This is a genomic window from Psychroserpens algicola (assembly GCF_014526325.1).
Classification (GTDB): domain Bacteria; phylum Bacteroidota; class Bacteroidia; order Flavobacteriales; family Flavobacteriaceae; genus Psychroserpens; species Psychroserpens algicola.
The window spans coordinates 977,155-995,270 of the sequence record NZ_JACNMJ010000001.1; the positions used below are offsets into that span (position 1 = coordinate 977,155).

Annotated in this window: 16 protein-coding genes; 8 read left to right on the top strand and 8 right to left on the bottom strand. The window is 34.9% G+C overall.

All coding sequences use genetic code 11. The features are described from left to right. Positions 1–42 precede the first annotated feature (42 nt). The 6 genes from H7350_RS04075 to H7350_RS04100 all read right to left on the bottom strand — a co-directional run bounded on the left by H7350_RS04075 (position 43) and on the right by H7350_RS04100 (position 7,141). Positions 43–2,130, bottom strand: a complete 2,088-nt coding sequence (locus tag H7350_RS04075) for an FG-GAP-like repeat-containing protein (RefSeq protein ID WP_204344587.1) — start codon at positions 2,128–2,130, stop codon at positions 43–45. Between the two features lie 16 nt (positions 2,131–2,146). Then, entirely contained in the window at positions 2,147–3,517 is a 1,371-nt protein-coding gene (locus tag H7350_RS04080) for an Ig-like domain-containing protein (protein ID WP_204344588.1), read from the bottom strand. Between the two features lie 201 nt (positions 3,518–3,718). Next, the gene (locus tag H7350_RS04085) at positions 3,719–4,708 is read right to left on the bottom strand and encodes an aspartate-semialdehyde dehydrogenase (RefSeq protein WP_204344589.1); all 990 of its coding nucleotides are present in this window, start codon (positions 4,706–4,708) and stop codon (positions 3,719–3,721) included. 200 nt (positions 4,709–4,908) lie between these two features. Beyond that, a complete protein-coding gene (gene mscL / locus H7350_RS04090) occupies positions 4,909–5,310 on the bottom strand; it encodes a large conductance mechanosensitive channel protein MscL (RefSeq protein WP_204344590.1) in 402 nt (133 codons plus the stop codon). A gap of 81 nt (positions 5,311–5,391) precedes the next feature. Next, entirely contained in the window at positions 5,392–6,501 is a 1,110-nt protein-coding gene (alr, locus tag H7350_RS04095) for an alanine racemase (RefSeq protein ID WP_204344591.1), read from the bottom strand. Further along, the gene (locus tag H7350_RS04100; RefSeq protein WP_204344592.1) at positions 6,488–7,141 is read right to left on the bottom strand and encodes a thymidine kinase; all 654 of its coding nucleotides are present in this window, start codon (positions 7,139–7,141) and stop codon (positions 6,488–6,490) included. Before H7350_RS04100 ends, alr begins: the two co-directional genes overlap by 14 nt. Positions 7,142–7,243: 102 nt before the next feature. Between H7350_RS04100 and H7350_RS04105 the strand changes: the two genes are divergently transcribed. Further along, the gene (locus H7350_RS04105; protein ID WP_204344593.1) at positions 7,244–7,975 is read left to right on the top strand and encodes a hypothetical protein; all 732 of its coding nucleotides are present in this window, start codon (positions 7,244–7,246) and stop codon (positions 7,973–7,975) included. 4 nt (positions 7,976–7,979) lie between these two features. On the opposite strand, the gene H7350_RS04110 is transcribed toward H7350_RS04105, so the two are convergent. Next, positions 7,980–11,372, bottom strand: a complete 3,393-nt coding sequence (locus H7350_RS04110) for a DUF7933 domain-containing protein (protein WP_204344594.1) — start codon at positions 11,370–11,372, stop codon at positions 7,980–7,982. A gap of 173 nt (positions 11,373–11,545) precedes the next feature. Between H7350_RS04110 and rsmI the strand changes: the two genes are divergently transcribed. From rsmI to H7350_RS04135, 5 genes are all read left to right on the top strand, one after another. Beyond that, positions 11,546–12,217 carry a 16S rRNA (cytidine(1402)-2'-O)-methyltransferase gene (gene rsmI, locus H7350_RS04115; RefSeq protein ID WP_204344595.1) on the top strand — a complete coding sequence of 224 codons (672 nt, stop codon included), beginning with the start codon at positions 11,546–11,548 and terminating at the stop codon, positions 12,215–12,217. Between the two features lie 49 nt (positions 12,218–12,266). After that, positions 12,267–12,836 (top strand): uracil-DNA glycosylase family protein, encoded by a 570-nt coding sequence (locus H7350_RS04120; protein ID WP_204344596.1) that lies wholly within the window; start codon positions 12,267–12,269, stop codon positions 12,834–12,836. A 114-nt stretch (positions 12,837–12,950) separates the two neighbouring features. Next, positions 12,951–13,448, top strand: a complete 498-nt coding sequence (locus tag H7350_RS04125; protein WP_204344597.1) for a sigma-70 family RNA polymerase sigma factor — start codon at positions 12,951–12,953, stop codon at positions 13,446–13,448. Between the two features lies 1 nt (position 13,449). Beyond that, positions 13,450–14,073: a hypothetical protein gene (locus H7350_RS04130; protein WP_204344598.1), complete on the top strand. Its 624-nt coding sequence runs from the start codon at positions 13,450–13,452 to the stop codon at positions 14,071–14,073. Positions 14,074–14,138: 65 nt separating this feature from the next. Continuing rightward, on the top strand, positions 14,139–15,281 hold the full coding sequence (locus H7350_RS04135; protein WP_204344599.1) for a dienelactone hydrolase family protein: 1,143 nt from the start codon (positions 14,139–14,141) through the stop codon (positions 15,279–15,281). Between the two features lie 40 nt (positions 15,282–15,321). On the opposite strand, the gene H7350_RS04140 is transcribed toward H7350_RS04135, so the two are convergent. Continuing rightward, complete coding sequence (locus tag H7350_RS04140) at positions 15,322–15,924, bottom strand: carboxymuconolactone decarboxylase family protein (protein WP_204344600.1); 603 nt, start codon at positions 15,922–15,924, stop codon at positions 15,322–15,324. A gap of 57 nt (positions 15,925–15,981) precedes the next feature. Here H7350_RS04140 and H7350_RS04145 point away from each other — a divergent pair, with 57 nt between their 5' ends. Both H7350_RS04145 and recJ read left to right on the top strand, forming a co-directional pair. Beyond that, positions 15,982–16,404, top strand: coding sequence for an OsmC family protein (locus H7350_RS04145; protein ID WP_204344601.1), 423 nt, complete (start codon positions 15,982–15,984; stop codon positions 16,402–16,404). Between the two features lie 22 nt (positions 16,405–16,426). Further along, positions 16,427–18,115 (top strand): single-stranded-DNA-specific exonuclease RecJ, encoded by a 1,689-nt coding sequence (gene recJ / locus H7350_RS04150; RefSeq protein WP_204344602.1) that lies wholly within the window; start codon positions 16,427–16,429, stop codon positions 18,113–18,115. Position 18,116 lies beyond the last annotated feature (1 nt).

An 18,116-nucleotide genomic window follows, 5' to 3' on the forward strand; every position in this document is an offset into this window, starting at 1 on the left:
AAAAAGCCTCTAACTTGTTAAATTAGAGGCCTTTTTTTCTATTTAGTTTTTGATAAACTTTTGATTTCTTATAGTGCTTTCAGTCATTATACTTAAAATATAATTTCCAGCACTTAATTGAGAAACATCAATAGTTTTAGAGTCATTAAGTGCGTTTGTCATTATACGTCTACCACTGAGATCATAAATGCTAAAGAACGCGTCATGCAATTGTAGTTCGGTACTAATATTTAATATACCATTAGTTGGGTTAGGAGATAATATGATATCAGACGAAAGTAACTCATCATCTACTCCTAATGTATCACATGACACACCTGAACCTTCAGTTGCAGTAAACGGTTGATTGATTGCTGGGTTTAAAAATGTTTCACATCCTGAATTAGGCCAGTAAATTATGATATGAGATATACTCGTATCATCACCAATCCCAATATGAGTGTTTAAAGAGTTCATATATCTAAAACCATCACCACTTTTAACATCTCTAATCTTAACTCCAGAAGGCGTATACACTTCAACTCTTGCTCCAATCCCGTTAATATTACTTGTAGTACCAACCGTATGGATTTTAATCCAGTTATTGTTACTTTCAGCATTATTAATATACATGTTACCAGAGTTAAAAGCATCAATATATCCATCATTATTTAAATCTCCGTAAGCTCCTCCTCCTGGGAAGATATCAGTATAGACATCAAATGTTAGATCTCCCTTTCCAAATAAAATATTTCCACCAGAAACTAAGTCGAGGTTACCATCATTATCAAAATCAAATGTCACTGTCTCGGTAGAGGTGTCAGCTAAAGCGCTTACTCCAGAACCTGCAGTTACTTCGGTAAAAAAGCCATTGTCATTTCTCATGATTCTGTGATCTGATTTAAAACCATTTGAAGCAGTTGCTAAAGAACTTGCTCCAATAAAAACATCCATATCACCATCGTTGTCAAAATCTCCCCAGGCAGCCGACCAAGTTTGTGTTTGGTCATCTAAACCTAAAGTGGCAGCGTTTTCAGTATAGTTTCCGTTACCATCATTGGTATGCATTTCATTTTCTCTACGAGCAGGCTCTCCTCCACACTTAGCAATAAACATATCTAAATCCCTATCGTTATCATAATCAATCCATATTGAACCATAATTCCCACCAGATGGGTAATCTCCTAAGTTTACAGGCGCTCCTGCAGTCACTCCAGATTGGTAAAATGTTAAATCATAGTTTCCCGATGCTCCACTATTTATATAATATACATTAGGCGCAACATCATGGCAAACAAAGGCATCAAGGTTACCATCATTATCGATATCGGCAAAATTTGAACGTTGAGAAAAGATGTCTTCAGGACCAGAAATTTCAGTAAACCCAGTTCCTGTTGAATTTGCTCTCATGAATGTAACTCCATTTTGTCCTCCATACAATAAATCGGTATAACCATTTCTATCGTAATCGGCAGCTGCTAAACTCCAACTTGGAATATTGTCTGCATTGGATGTACTAATGTTTTTAGTAGTGAAACTTCCATCAGAATTTTGTTCTCTAATGTTAACATTATTGGTAGAGATAGTAACCATATCATCTAAGAAATCACCATTCATATCAACTACAGCTCTTCTAGAGTCACCAGAACTTCCTGACGATTGAGAATCAAAAGTTACAGGTAATGGAGGTGGAGGATTATAAGTTATTGCTTCTAAGCAAAATGCTACATCTGAAAGTGCTGTGCCTTGAAAATCATAAATTTGAATGACAAGGTTATCACCAATTGTCCAACCAGTAAGGTTTGTAGTAGCAAACGTATCAGCACACGCCAACTCCACTGTTCCTGTTTCATCCCAAATCACGACGCCAGGATTTCCTGGGCTATCAGATGAGAAAAACAAGGCATTTGTAGTTGCTGTCCATGTAAAAAACTGATCTAAACCAGATAATCTACAACCTCCTTGTACACCACTATCAGTTGTGCCATCTGTAGAAAATGGGAGATTAAATGTTGCAACAGAACAACCTGTCCCTTCAGGAGAAGGTGTAATAGGAATTGCTCCAGCAACATTATCATTAGCAGGCTGCCCAAAAGTTTGGGTACAAAATGCTAACGCTAAAACTGTTAATACTAGTAATTTTGATTTCATAATTTGTAATTTATATTTATTCACATTCTCCGGTTAGAGAATTAATCCATTCTTCAATAAGTCTTACCCCTTCTTCATGTTTAAGGGTTCTGCCAAGTAGCGGCATTCTGTTTTGCTCTTCAATAGAGTTTACTCTAAATCGGAGTACAGAAGCATCAATGTTTCCAGGAACTACAATATGAGAAGTCCCGGTAATTTGTGTGTCTGGCGGCACACAAACACCTTTATTTGTATCGTCTTCATTTTCATGAAAAGCAAATCGCATAGGTCTGTATTCACAATAACTTTCTGCCGAATGACAATGCGCACAATTGATATCTAAATAAGAACGTACTCTTAAATTTAAGTCTAATGACTCATCTTCCCAGTTTACGGTTGAGACAATAGCTGTTGGCAGATTATCTTCTAAATAACCAATTTCAATCCACTTTTGTAATTGATTAGATGTTCCGTCTTCATAGGTTAAATCTCTATTTAAGTTTTGAGGTTTCGGACCAATAGGTAAAGGCGTTCCAAATTTATTATGACATGTAAAACATTCGTTTCTTGACGGAATTCTATAATTTGTTGACTGGGTTATTCCATTTTCTACCCATTCAATATTAGTAAAGCTACCTGCATTGGTAAAGGTGGCTTCGGTTTGTTCATCATTCCAAACATATTTAGCAAAATCCCATCCTTCATCTGTCATGTACATTAAGCGCGTTTCTATAATACGAGTAGTATTTGATGGTTGAACATTATCGTAATAAAAATTCTTGATGAGCACAGCGCCTACTGGAAAATCAATAGGTGTGAAATCACTATTGTAATTTGCTTTTGTTCCATCAGGCATCCAAATAAAACGTTTTTTATGAGCATAATCTGTAAACAATGGGGAATTTAAATCGTAAGGAATCACTCCAAATACAGGATCTAAATCTTTCATAACACCTTCAAAAAAGTTGTATTCTGAAAGTGTGGCATAAGGAATTTCACTTAAATCAAAATTAACAGGAGACACAGGAGTTACTGTTATGGTAACTGTTCCGGTAGCACAATTGTCATTAGCATCACATATGGTGTACTGTAAACTGTCTGTACCAACAAAATCTGTACTTGGTGTATATAAAACAACATCGTCAGATGGGTTATCTGGTGTGGTATTAGGATCTAAAACCTGAGTAGTTCCGTTTAGAGAGTTTTGAGCAGTAAGCGTTCCGTTATCTGGGATATTAGTATCATTTGATAGAACGTCTATAGTAAGAGAACTGTTTTGAGAAACCTCAACAGTATCACTATTAGCTTCTATCGAGATAGGAACATAGGTATTGTCATCATTACTACAAGAATAGAATGCAGCAAGTAGAGCTAGAATGCTAAATGATTTTAAGTAATTTTTTAACATTTACAGTAAAATTTGGATAGTAAATATAATTACAAAGTGCACATCTAAATAATTAATTAGTTGTAATACACTTTTTATCAGACAACAAGGCTCTAAATACAGAAAAACAGATTTGTTTTTTTGTATACTTATAGGCCATGTTACTTTCTACTATCTAAACAACTTTAATGCTTAAAACCCTACCCTTAAATGTAGAAATGTTTAAAGTAATTTACTTTTTAATAAATATTCGGCAATTTGAATGGTGTTTGTTGCAGCACCTTTTCTAAGATTGTCGCTTACAATCCACATATTCAAGGTGTTTGGCTGAGAACCATCACGTCTAATTCTTCCAACGAAAACATCATCCTTACCATTAGCATAAATTGGCATTGGATAGGTATTGACATCAATGTTGTCTTGTACAACAATTCCATCTGAAGCATTGAGTAATTGTTTTACTTCTGAAATATCAAAATCGTTTTCAAACTCAACATTTACAGATTCACTATGTCCACCTGAAGTAGGAATTCTTACTGCTGTAGCGGTAACAGCAATAGTGCGATCATCTAATATCTTTTGAGTTTCTCTTACCAGCTTCATTTCTTCTTTGGTATAGCCGTTTTCTTCAAAGACATCGCAGTGAGGAATAGCATTTTGGTGAATTGGATACGGATAAGCCATTTCGCCTTTAATGCCTGCAAGCTCATTTTCTAACTGCTTTACAGCTTTAACACCAGTACCAGTTATAGACTGATATGTTGAAACTACGATACGCTTGATTTTATATTTTTTATGAAGTGGCGCAAGAGCAACAACCATTTGAATGGTAGAGCAATTTGGATTTGCAATAATTTTATCTTCGGAAGTAAGATGATGCGCGTTAATTTCGGGAACAACCAATTGTTTTGATTGATCCATACGCCAAGCTGAAGAATTATCAATTACTGTGATACCAGCCTCAGCAAATTTTGGAGCCCATTCTAAAGAAGTTCCTCCACCAGCGGAAAATAATGCAATGTTTGGTTTTAAATTAATGGCATCTTGCATACCAACTACTTTATAATCTTTTCCTTTGTATGTAATCAACTTTCCTATAGATCGCTCTGAGGCTACAGGGATTAATTCTGAAACAGGAAAATTGCGTTCAGCAAGAACTTTCAACATAACTTCGCCAACTAAACCAGTGGCACCAACGACAGCTACTTTCATTTTAAAAAAAATTAGAGTGTAAAATTATAGTTTTTATTAAACTTAAATCGTTTTATTAGGCTCTTTTTTTGTTAAAAATCTAGAGGTTAAAACGGTTATTTTTTAATAAAGAAACTTTTTTTTATGAATTCAATAAAAAAACCGCCTCTGTGAAGAAGCGGTTAAAGTTAAAATATATAGTGTAGCGGTTACGTTACGACTTATTTTTTTAAAGCGTCTCTGATTTCAGTTAATAAATCAATTTCAGATGGTCCTGCTGGAGCTGGTTCTTCAGCTGGAGCTTTAGTTTTATTATATGCTTTTACAATCATAAATAATACAAAACCAACGATAATTAAATTAATGATTGCATTAATCCATTTACCATACATGATTGCATTTTCTGGAGTTGTAACAGTACCATCGGCTGCAACAACTGCTGGTGATAAAACATGCTTCATGTCTTCAAAGCTTACGCCACCTGTAAAGTGACCTACAATTGGCATCATAATGTCAGTAACAAATCCATTTACGACTAATCCCATTGCACCTGCTAGTAATACAGCAACTGCTAAATCAATGACATTTCCTGTCATTATAAAATCCTTAAATTCTTTTAACATAATGTTTAAATGTTTATTAGTTAGTTATATATAATAGGACTCTAATTTAGTTAAAAAGTCACAAAAGACACTAAATTTTTTTTAATTATCTATAAATGTACGTTTTACACGTTGAGAGATAGCTGTAATAATTTCATAAGAAATTGTATTGGCAGTACTGGCAAACTGAGATGCATCTGGTTGTTTTCCGAAGATAATAACTTCATCTCCTTCACTACAATTAATGTCTGTAATATTAACCATAATCATGTCCATACATACATTGCCTATAATTGGTGCTTTTTCACCATGAATTGTAACATATCCTTTTTGATTACCATACTGTCTGCCAATGCCATCAGCATGTCCTATAGGTATTGTCGCTGTTTTCTCTATACGTTCACTTTTATAAGCGCGATTGTAACCTACAGTTTCTCCTTTTTTAATATGATGTATTTGAGAAATTACAGATTTAAGTGTTGCTATGGGTTTTAGATGTGTATTTTCAGATTCAGAATTTCCAAAACCATATAAGCCAATTCCTGTTCTTACCATATCTAAATGGGCTTCGGGATAATTGAGAATTCCAGAGGTGTTTGCCAGATGAAGTATCGGCTTGTAATCAATTGCTTCGGTAAATTTTTCTGAAATTTTATTGAAACTTCCAATTTGGCTTTGAGTGAATTTCTTTTCCTCCAAATCTTCACTTGCGGCTAAATGAGAAAATATAGATTTAACTTTTATAGCTGAGGTGTTTTTTACTTTTGAAATAATACCATCGACCTCGTCTTCTCTAAAACCTAAGCGATTTAATCCAGTATTAAACTTAATATGCACAGGATAGTTGTGTTGTTGTTCTTTTGTAGCAATACTGATAAATTCATTTAAAATTTTAGTATTGTATAAACTGGGTTCTAAACAGCGTTCGATTAAGGTTTTGAAGTTTACTGCCTGAGGATGCAATACTAAAATGGGCGTTTTAATACCAGCATCTCTTAAAGCCACACCTTCATTAACATAGGCTACCGCAAAATAATCGACATTTAAATTTTGAAGATAATTAGCAATTTTACTAGCATCGCTTCCATAAGCAAATGCTTTGATTACTGCTAATAGTTTAGTATCACTTTTAAGTTTCGATTTTATATACTCAAAGTTATGTTTGAGCGCTTTTAAATCGATTTCTAAAACAGTTTCTTTAGCTTTGGGCATTGGACTTACTGTCTTTGTTAGAAATTTCTTGAGCGTCATTAACTTTCATATGTCGAATTTTATCACGCAACATTGCTTTATAATAAGCGGCACGACTTAACGGTTCATACTCATCAACTTCACCTAACAATACTAATGCTTCACTTGTTGTTTTTCGGTAACTGTATTGTGCAAGATTTCCAGTTCTTGTACAAATAGCATGCACTTTGGTTACATACTCAGCTGTAGCCATAAGATTTGGCATTGGACCAAATGGATTGCCTTTAAAATCCATATCTAATCCTGCAACAATTACCCGAATACCTTTATTGGCCAGGTCATTACAAACACGTACAATCTCATCATCAAAAAACTGCGCTTCATCAATACCTACCACATCACAACCATCTGCCAAAATAGGAATATTTGCAGCAGCAGGAACAGGTGTAGAGCGAATTTCGTTAGAGTCATGAGAGACTACCATTTCTTCATCATAACGCACATCAACAGTAGGTTTAAAAATTTCAACCTTTTGTCTGGCAAATTGCGCACGTTTGAGCCTTCGAATCAATTCTTCTGTTTTACCAGAGAACATTGAACCGCAAATGACTTCAATCCACCCAAATTGTTCTTTATGATTTACTGTATTTTCGAGAAACATTTTGTAATTTTAACACTAAAACCAACCTGAAGTTCGTTTTGTATAAAGGTGGCGTAAATTTAGTAAAAAACAAAAATCTATTTTAGATAAAATATAAAAGTTATGAAGAAGAAGTTGGAAGCAGAATTAATCAGTATTGCACACAGAATTTTGAAACTTAAAGGAAAGGAAGATGTTGTGAAATTACATGCTGAAGCTGGAATGTTATATGAAAAACTGAGTGTTTTAAAATTTGCTAATGAGAACTTTGAAGGAGATCTTCCAACAATAGGAAGTGATTCTTCTTTTTTTGGGATGCTAGATACTGCATTTAATAATAAAGTGAGTGATAATATTGAAGTTGAAGATAAAATATATGTCAACCTAGACGAGAAGGAAGATGATCATATTTATGAGCCTGTTATGGAAAAAATAAAAGACATGGTTGCTCAAATGCCTCAAGAATCTCAACACGTTGATAACATCGTTGAAACTGTAGTAGCTGAACCAAAAAGTCAAGAACATCTTGAAGATATTACTGCTGGCTTTGAAGATATTCCTGTATTTGAACCAGTAACTGAAGTTAATGAGAATTTCAGAAAATCCTTAAATGACAAACTCAAAAATGGCGGATTAAATATTGGTCTTAATGATAAATTAGCCTTTATCAAACACCTGTTTGATGGTAAAATTGAAGATTATGAACGCGTATTGTCTCAGTTAAAAACAACAAATTCATTTCAAGAGGCATCACATCTTATTAAGGATATCGTAAAACCTGATTACAATAATTGGGAAGGCAAAGAAGAATTTGAAGAACGTTTCTTAGCTGCTGTTGAGCGCAAGTTTCAATAGTAATTTAGTAGTTGAGATACACCCAGCCGATAATAGGTTTTTCACCGGTTTTTAAATCTAAAATATAAAAGTAAGTCCCAACGGGAAGTCGTCCTGTCGTAGTTGGCATTCCCATATTTGGTCTGCCATCCCAATCCCCTTTGTAATTTTTTTGTTCAAAAATCTGAACACCCAAACGATTATAAATTTTAATGAGATTATCGGGATACTCTTCGATACATTGAATATCAAAAACATCGTTTAAACCATCATCGTTTGGTGAAAACCCTTGAGGGATTAACAAACAAAAGTTCACGATCACCTCTGCATCATCTGTATTATTAGACTCATCTCTGTCTGGTTGACGCACATTATTTAACAAAACAACATTTAATAAATTACTACTAGAATCCACTTGAGCCACTATTGTCAAGGTTTCAGATTGACTACTTAATAGTGAATCAATAGACCAGGTAAATGTTGAGGCATCAAATGTGCCTTGTGTTGTCGTTGCTGAAATAAATGTCATTCCGAGAGGAAAAAAATCAAGGATTTCAATTTCTGTTCCTTCTGTAGTACCTAGATTGGTAGCTGTAATTTCAAAGGTTACTAGATCTCCAATAATTGCTTCCTCAGGAAATACACTTTTGAGTAATTCGATATCAACATCTGATGTGTCTTCTAACACCGTTAAAGTTGCGTTCGTTTGAGAAGTATCAATATTATTTTGTTCTATAAAATTAGTTGTGTCATTGAGATAAATTCCAGGAACATCTGATGTTACCACAACGCTAAAGCTACAAGAAGCAACACCTTCGGGAAACACCAAATCGGTTATACCTGCAAAATTATCACCCGTAGCTCCAATAAAAGTTGCAGTACATCCATTACTCATAATCCATTCTGGAGCTGATACAACGGTAATTTCTGATGGAAAAACATCTGTAAACGAAATATCGCTCTGTGCTGGATTTGATGGTAAATTTGAAATGGTAAATGTTAAGGTACTTTCTTCGCCAACAATTATAGTTTCAGGATCATAGTCTTTTAGAAGTTCAGGAGCAACAATTTGTACATTACTAATAGATGTGTTTGTTTCGGGTGAAATTTCTAAGTTATCATTTTCGTCAGGAGTTGCTACTGCAATATTGTTATAAGCACCTCCAAAACTTGGAGCAGTTACAGGAATTCTAATTTGTATGGTTGAAGCAGCATCCATATTGGTAATCGTTCCTGTTACCAGATTTCCAGTAGTAGTGATATTGGTAATGCAGGTAGCATTTCCGTTGGTAGCCACACATGTAGGAGTGCCAGCAATTGTAAACACATCGTTAACAGTGTCTTCAAATAAAATATTAATGGCATTAGAACTCGTTTCACTATTGGTAATGTCGATAATCCAGTCGAAATTTTGGTTGACATTAACTTGTGTAAACTCTGGGTAGGTTTGTACCACTAAGTCTACACATGGAGCAAAATATGTGGTAACACTAGCTTCATTGTTTATTGGATTATTATCAGATGTGGCGTTGCCATGACTAATTTCTACTAAATTAAAAACAGGAATTGCATCAATAGAACAATCGGTTTCCCATGCTACAGTAGCTTGAAATGTAACCGAACTGTTTGCTGGTAATATCCAGTTATCTTCTGGTGTGATTTGCCAAAACATATCATCAACACCATTCTCTGCAATACCATCAAGCGGCACATTTAAATTTGTATTATTGATTGTAAAACATTGAGCAGTTCCTGTTGATGAGATACATTCTACCGAAAGTAATGTACCTGTATAACTAACATTTCCGATGTTTTCAGTAAAGTCAATTAGCTCAATAATTGTGTCTTCATCACTAAAATTTGAAGCTGTAATTTCATAGGTAACATTTCCGGCTTGCGCTGGATTTCCAGCCGATCCACCTTCTGGTAAAACAGGATCAATTTGGGTTTTGGTAATTCCTAAATCACTGCTAGGACATTCCTCTACTGCAGGAAGCATGACATAATCACTCTGAGCGCTATTTTCAATAACATTATCAAAAATATCAGGCTCGAGTACATTCGTTCCGCTTCTTATATGAGCGAGAATAGGCTGCGAATTGAACGAACATTCAGGTTCAATAAAAACAACAACTGTGGTAATGGTAACAGTAGATCCTACAGGTAAAATAAAAGCATCACTTACCCAGAAAATCTCTTCAATATTAATGGTGACGTCATCGCAAGTAATAGTGCCTGTAGTTGCTGTACATGTTGCTGATAAAATATCCCATTCTACTCCTGACAAGTTTTGCAGAAAAAAGGCAATACTGGCATCTAGTGGCCCATTATTACACACTGTTGTTTCAAAAGTAACTTGTTGATTCCAGTTAACTTGTGTTAGAGGATCAGGATCAATTTGTACCGTATCAATACAGATATCTGTAACCTGGCATAGTTCACTTTCAAGTAAACTCGTATCGACTATGTTAGACACATTAGAGGATAGATTAGCATGAGATAAAGATATCGAAATCGAACTGGCAACTTCAATAGTATCTAAAACAACAGCACATGACGGATCTAAATACCGATATACAATTTCAAAGGTTGCTGAACCACCAGCCGTGTATAGGTGTGATGATCCAAAAACAAACATATCTACAGCACCACTAATTAAAAGTGGAGTTTGAGTACCAATACCTGATACGTCAGGACAATCGGTACCTCCTGTTGTACCAATACATGTAATAGATTCTAATTGGGCGTTAGGCCTTCCAAAGTCCAAATTAGACGTTCTAGCAAGCGTTCCTTTAAAACTGTCTAAAGGATAATCTATAGCGCTATTATTTGAAATCGTAAACCTATAGGTTACAGTGTCATTCCAAGCAGAAATCCCAGTGCCTTCAGCAGGTGAAATTTGAGAATGGGTTACAGTAAAATCAATATCAACGTCAATAACATCAATAGATATTAGCGATTGATTGTTAGATTCGTTGGTATCTGTAGTTCCGTTTGGAGGCGATATAATGGCATTAATGGCAATTCCACCTACAGTGGAAGGCGCTGTCACATCAATTTTTAATTCAACACTAGAATCTGTTGGTAAATTAGCAACACTACCCGTTAGAACTGTTCCGTTTAAGACCAGATTTGAGGCATTAGAGGCACCACCTGTATTATTTTGAGAGCTTATAGAATTGATGTCTAAGTTTTGTAAACTAGATGACATTGTAATGACAAAAGTGGCATCAGAAACAGGGTTTCCGGAGTTAATAATAGTAACTATATATTGAAAATCCTGAAAAATCTCAACTTGAGAAACACTCGTCCCGCTTGTGTTTTGTGCTTGAGCTACAATAGATAAATCTGTAGTTTGACTATGTAATTGGGTGCATACGAGAAAGAAAAAAAATAAGCGGCATAATTTCCCAATCATAAAGTAATAGTTTAAATAAAGTTTTAGCAATAAAAAAAGAATCTCAAGACTATAACAGTTAGATATAGAATTTTCCTACTACAAGACCTGATTTATTAAAAGATACCAAATATCATAAAAGGTTGCGTCAATATAATTAGAAACATTGTAAATTTGAAAAGAAACAACTTATAATGAGTAAACTCTATATTGTACCTACACCTATCGGAAATTTAAAAGACATGACCTTTAGGGCTGTAGACGTTTTAAAATCGGTCGATTTAATTTTAGCTGAAGACACACGCACTTCAGGAAAATTACTCAAGCATTACGACATTGGAACACAAATGCAAAGTCATCATATGCATAATGAACATAAGATGGTGGATCACTTAGTACAGAAACTAAAAAGTGGCATATCAATTGCCATGATTAGTGATGCAGGAACTCCTGCCATTTCAGATCCTGGGTTTTTACTCACAAGAGCTTGCGTTGAAAACCAGATTGAAGTAGAGTGTTTGCCTGGAGCTACTGCATTTGTACCTGCACTTGTAAATTCGGGACTCCCAAATGATAAGTTTGTTTTTGAAGGTTTTCTTCCAGTAAAAAAAGGACGACAAACACGACTTAAATTACTTGCTGAAGAACCACGAACGATTATCTTTTATGAAAGTCCGCACAAACTCATAAAAACACTTACTAATTTCTGTGAGTATTTTGGAGAAGACAGACTGGTTTCAGTATCTCGAGAACTCACAAAATTATATGAAGAAACTATTCGAGGAACTGCAAAAGAAGTTTTGGAGCATTACACCAATAAACCACCAAAAGGTGAAATTGTTATCATTGTAGGAGGACGTAAATAGCTTTTTATTACATCATGTCATTCTGAACTTGTTTAAGAATCTCATTATTATGGAAACACTTTTAAACGATATACGACAATGCCGAATTTGCGAAGCGCATCTGCCACTTGGTCCACGCCCAATCGCAACAGCTCATCAAAACTCAAAAATTGTCATTATTGGTCAGGCACCAGGAACTAAAGTGCATGCTTCTGGAATTCCTTGGGATGATGCCAGCGGAAAGCAATTACGCAAATGGTTAAATGTATCAGACGACGAATTTTATGACGATTCCAAATTTGCGATTATTCCGATGGGATTTTGCTATCCAGGAAAGGGAAAAAGTGGCGACTTACCACCACGACCAGAATGTGCACCACAATGGCATCAACCATTATTTGACCATATGAAAAATGTAGAATTAGTGATTTTAATCGGCATGTACGCTCAAAAGTATTATTTACAAGACAAAGCTGAGCGCACCTTAACCGAAACGGTTGCCAATTATAAAGCCTATTTACCTCAGTATTTTGTACTACCACATCCCAGTCCGAGAAACCGATTTTGGTTGAGTAAAAATCCTTGGTTTGAGACTGAGGTTTTGCCTGAGTTGGCACGTGTCATCCATAAAATTATATAGACATAATTGTCACGCCAGATCGTTGAAAAAAAAAGTTAAAGCAAATTTTTTCAATAAAACTGTCATATTTTTCTAATTTCTGTCACTAAAGTAATAGCGTATAAAACATACTAAGTGCAAAACCAAGATTTTCAAAAAGTACTGGAGAGTAATAAAGAAAAAATTTATAGAATTTGTCGTGTCTATGCGGTAAGTCCTATTGAACCACAAGATTTATTTCAAGAAGTTATATTTCAAATTTGGAAATCTTTTTCAAGTTTCAAAGGAAAATCTAATATAGATACTTGGGTATATCGTATTGCAATTAATGTTTGCATGCGATCAAAATTAAAGCTTGAAAAGCAAAGTAATAAAACACTGAGGTTTGAATCTATAAAGTATATGATTTCAGATACGCCTCCAGATGAATCCCAAGAAGAAAAATATAAACTTCTTAAAGCGTGTATTTTAACTTTAAACGAAAGTGATACCTCAATCATTATTTTGTATTTAGAAGATTTATCGTACAAAGACATAGCTATAATTACTGGTTTAACAGAAAATCATATTGCTGTAAAAATGAAACGCATACGCAAGCGTCTTTTTGATTGTATTAATCCAAAAATTAGTTGATATGAAAGAGCAGGATATAAAAAACATTTGGAAAAATACGTCACAAATGAAAGCTATAAAATTTGATATGGAACATTTATTAATAGACTTCAAAAGCGGTATGGAGTATAGAGAACGCATTGTACGTAATAGAGACCGAAGAGAAATTATTGTTGCATTTGTAGGTATAGTAGGTTTTTCTATCCTAGCTTTTTACTTACCTGTTTCGGTATCTACAATTGGTGTTGTGTTGACGATACTAACCTACATCAATATGATATATAAGTTGAGAAGTAATCGTAAAAGTAAACATACTCAAGAATTGTTTTTGCCAATCAAAGATCAGCTCCTACATCAAAAACAATTTATGCTCAATCAGGCAAAATTATTAGATACTGTTTTATATTGGATGGCATTACCTCTTTTTGTTGGAATTATGATATTTTTCTGGGGACTTGAATTCTCAGATTCATCAGATTTACTCTCAATTTTAACCTCGAGCTTTACAAGTAAATTACTATATAGTTTATTAGTTGGTGCCTGCTTTGCTTACATCGTTTGGACTAACAAAAAAGCCGTAAAAGTTAATTGGGAGCCACTCATTAAACAAATTGACACCATTTTAGATAGCCTAAAAAAAGAATAAAATATAACGGTCACATTTCTTACACTCTTGTCACTAAGATAGTAGAAACATAAAATAAAAGTAAAATGATAACACATTCAAATTTTAAAAGCAAAAGATTGATAAAAACATTACAGTTTGTTATTGCAATACTGATATCGTCTACTATCTCGGCACAAGATTACACAAAACAAATAGAGGCTTTTGCTCAGAGCTTTACAGAGAAAAACACAAATGCAATTCAACCTTATTTGAGTGATGAGCTTATGTTTGGAGAAATTCCGACGACAAATACACCTGCAATAATGAAAAATATCGTCACTAATCTTCCTAAACTTAATAGTATGACAATTATTAAAACTGAAAATGGGAAGGCTTATGTTGCATACGACTTTGAAACTTTAGGCAAAAGAAAATCTCATATTCATTTTAATACCGATGGAAAAATCATTAAAATAGAATTAATCGAAAACCTGATTAAAATGGAGCAAGAGGCTAGACGCCAACAACAGAGCGTTCAGTTGCCAAACCCAGGAGAATTAGGGAACAAACACCAATCAGAAACAATTGAATTTCCTTCTCAGGATGGATTAATTATCCATGGGAATCTTTACGAAGTAGCTAAGAATAAGCCTGTGATATTATTACTACATCAAGCAGGTTATAACAGGATGGAATATACCGATATTGCTCCAAAACTTAATGAACTTGGTTATAATTGCCTTGCAATCGATTTGCGATCTGGTGGACGTTTTGCCGAAACACCTAACTATACCAATCAAAACGCATTAGAAAAAGGACTTGAACCCAAAATGATAGATGCACAACAAGATATTGTAGCAGCGGTTAAATATTTAAACAAAAGATATGATAAAAAAGTAATTGTTTTTGGAAGTTCTTATTCATCGAGTTTAGCGCTTCTTGAAAGTGTAAATAATACTAAAATAAAAGCAGTTATCGGATGTAGTCCAGGAGATTATTTCCAAAATGACGCACCATCATTAGCAACCGTTTTTTCTAAAATTAAAACACCTTACTTAGTGACTTCATCTAAACAAGAAGCATCAACATTAAGTGGTTTAATTAATGGATCAAAATTACATATACATCAATATCAGTTTATACCAAAATCTGATGGTTTTCATGGTTCTAAAGCACTTTGGAACGGTCAAAAAGGCGCCGAAGATTACTGGAAAGCCGTAACAGAGTTTTTAACTAACATTAAGTAATATATAGGATTAATCCTAATGCGATACTGTTTAAGCTATCTTAATACTGCGAGCCATCATGTTTCCCAACCTCATAGCCATGCTTGCCTAAATACTTATTACCACTTTCTACAGCACCTTCTTCGATATCGGTTCCCATAGAATCATTCCAGCGGTTGAGGTAGCCAAATAGTGAAATAACACCTAACATTTCTACAATCTCACCTTCATCCCAATGCTCATATAAGCGTCTTTTAATATCGGCATTTACGGCATTCGGAACTTGAGAGGCAGCTAAGCTAAAGTCAAGAGCAGCACGTTCGGCATCCGAAAACGCTGCATGTGTTCTATATTCCCAGATGTTATCGAGTTGTTCTTGCTCAGCACCATAACGTTCCGCAGCACGAATAGCATGTGCCTGGCAATAGCGACAGCCGGTTGCATTACTAGAAACCCAGGCAATCATCCGTTTTAAAGCAGAAGTTACGCGGCCTTCATTAGCCATGACTGCTTTGTTTAAATTGATAAATGCTTTCGAAATCGCTGGGCGACGTTGCATCGTTAATACCGAATTTGGGCAAAACCCAAGCGTTTCATTAAAAAACTCAGCGAGTTGTTTTGTTTCTGGATCGTGTTCTGCAGATAAAGGAGTTACTAATGCCATATATTGTGATTTTTAGTGGTATTTTTGAGTTAACAATAAACGAAAAATTCTTTAGATATGTCTCATAAAGTAGTCACACATTGGAAAGGAAACTTACAATTTGAATCTGATAATCCGAGTGGAAAATTACTCACTATGGATACGTCGTCAGAACATGGAGGCCACAACTCAGGATTAAGACCCAAAGCAATGATGTTATCATCTCTTGCTGGTTGTTCAGGGTTGGATGTCGTGTCTATTCTTAAAAAAATGAAAGTTCCTTTTTCAGATTTTAGAATTGATACCTATGGTGAGTTAACCGATGAGCATCCAAAATACTATCACACTGTTTCGATTGAATATCATTTCTATGGCGCAAACCTCGATGAAACTAAAATTAAAAAAGCAGTCGATTTGTCTATTGATACCTATTGTGGTGTTATGGAAATGTTCCGAAGATTTGCAGATGTAAAAACATCGATTCATTATCATAATGTATAGCGAAAATTTTCTATATTAGTACATGCGTTGGACACTCAAACCAAAACCAGACTCTAAAACTGTTGAAGCTTTACAAAAGGCACTTCAGGTTGATGCAAGTGTTGCTACCTTATTGGTTCAAAGAGGTATCGAAACTTTCGAAGATGCTAAAACATTTTTTCGTCCGAGTTTTAAAGATTTACACGACCCGTATTTGATGAAAGACATGGACCTTGCTGTTCAACGTATTGAACAAGCAATGGCAAACGATGAAAATATATTAGTGTATGGTGATTATGATGTTGATGGTACAACCTCTGTGGCCTTAATGTCTTCCTATTTAAAAACAAAATCAAACCGTATTGCGACTTATATTCCTGATCGTTATGACGAAGGGTATGGTGTCTCTTTTAAAGGTATCGACTTTGCCCACGATAACGATTTCACCTTAATAATTGCTCTAGATTGTGGTGTAAAAGCTATTGATAAAGTAAACTATGCTTCGGAAAAAGGTATCGATTTTATCATTTGTGATCACCATAGACCTGGAGACGAACTTCCCAAAGCAGTGGCGGTTTTAGACCCTAAACGCGAGGAATGTGAATATCCGTTTAAAGAATTATGTGGTTGTGGTGTTGGGTTTAAACTCATTCAGGCTTTAGCATTAAAAGACCATAAAACAGTTGAAGATTTAGGGGAGTATTTAGATTTAGTCGCCACAGCTATAGGTGCTGATATCGTTCCAATTATTGGTGAAAATAGAGCATTGGCTTATTTCGGGTTACAAGTCATTAACAACAATCCTCGTCCCGGAATTAAAGCTATTATAGAGCAAACCAAAAAACCAGAACTCACCATTACTGACGTTGTTTTTATAGTGGCACCACGAATTAATGCCGCAGGTCGAATGAAACATGGTAATTATGCTGTGACCTTACTTACTGAAACAGACGATTATTTAGCTGAAACATACGCTAAAGAGATTAATGAATTTAATCTCGACCGACGAGAAGCAGATCAACAAATTACTAAAGAAGCCTTAGCCCAAATTGAAGACAATAACGAGCAAGACCGGTTAACTTCGGTGGTATATCATGAGTCGTGGCACAAAGGAGTTATAGGTATTGTGGCTTCACGACTAACCGAGACTTACTATAGACCAACGTTAGTATTTACCAAAAGTGGTGATATGTTAGCGGCTTCGGCACGATCGGTAAAAGGTTTTGATGTTTATAATGCGCTGCAAGCATGTAGTGAACATATTGAACAGTTTGGTGGCCATAAATATGCAGCAGGCTTAACTTTAAAAGCAGAGAATTATGAGGCTTTTAAGCAAGCATTCGAAGATGAGGTGTCAAATACCATTGACAGAAGTTTGCTAATTCCAGAAATTAAAATTGATGCTCAAATAGAAATAAGTGATATTACGCCTAAATTTTACAGGATTATTAGACAGTTTGCACCTTTTGGACCTAGAAATATGACACCAATATTTATGAGTCAAAACTTACAAGATACTGGGTATAGTAAATGCGTTGGAGAAGATGATAAACATTTACGACTATCAGTGAAACAAGGTGATAGTAAAATTTCAGGAATAGGGTTTAACTTAGGTGATAAATTAGAGATGATTAAAAACTCTAAGCCATTTGATGCGGTTTATTCAATTGATGAAAATCATTGGCAAGGACAAGTGAGTTTACAATTAAGATTACGAGACATTAAAGCTTAGA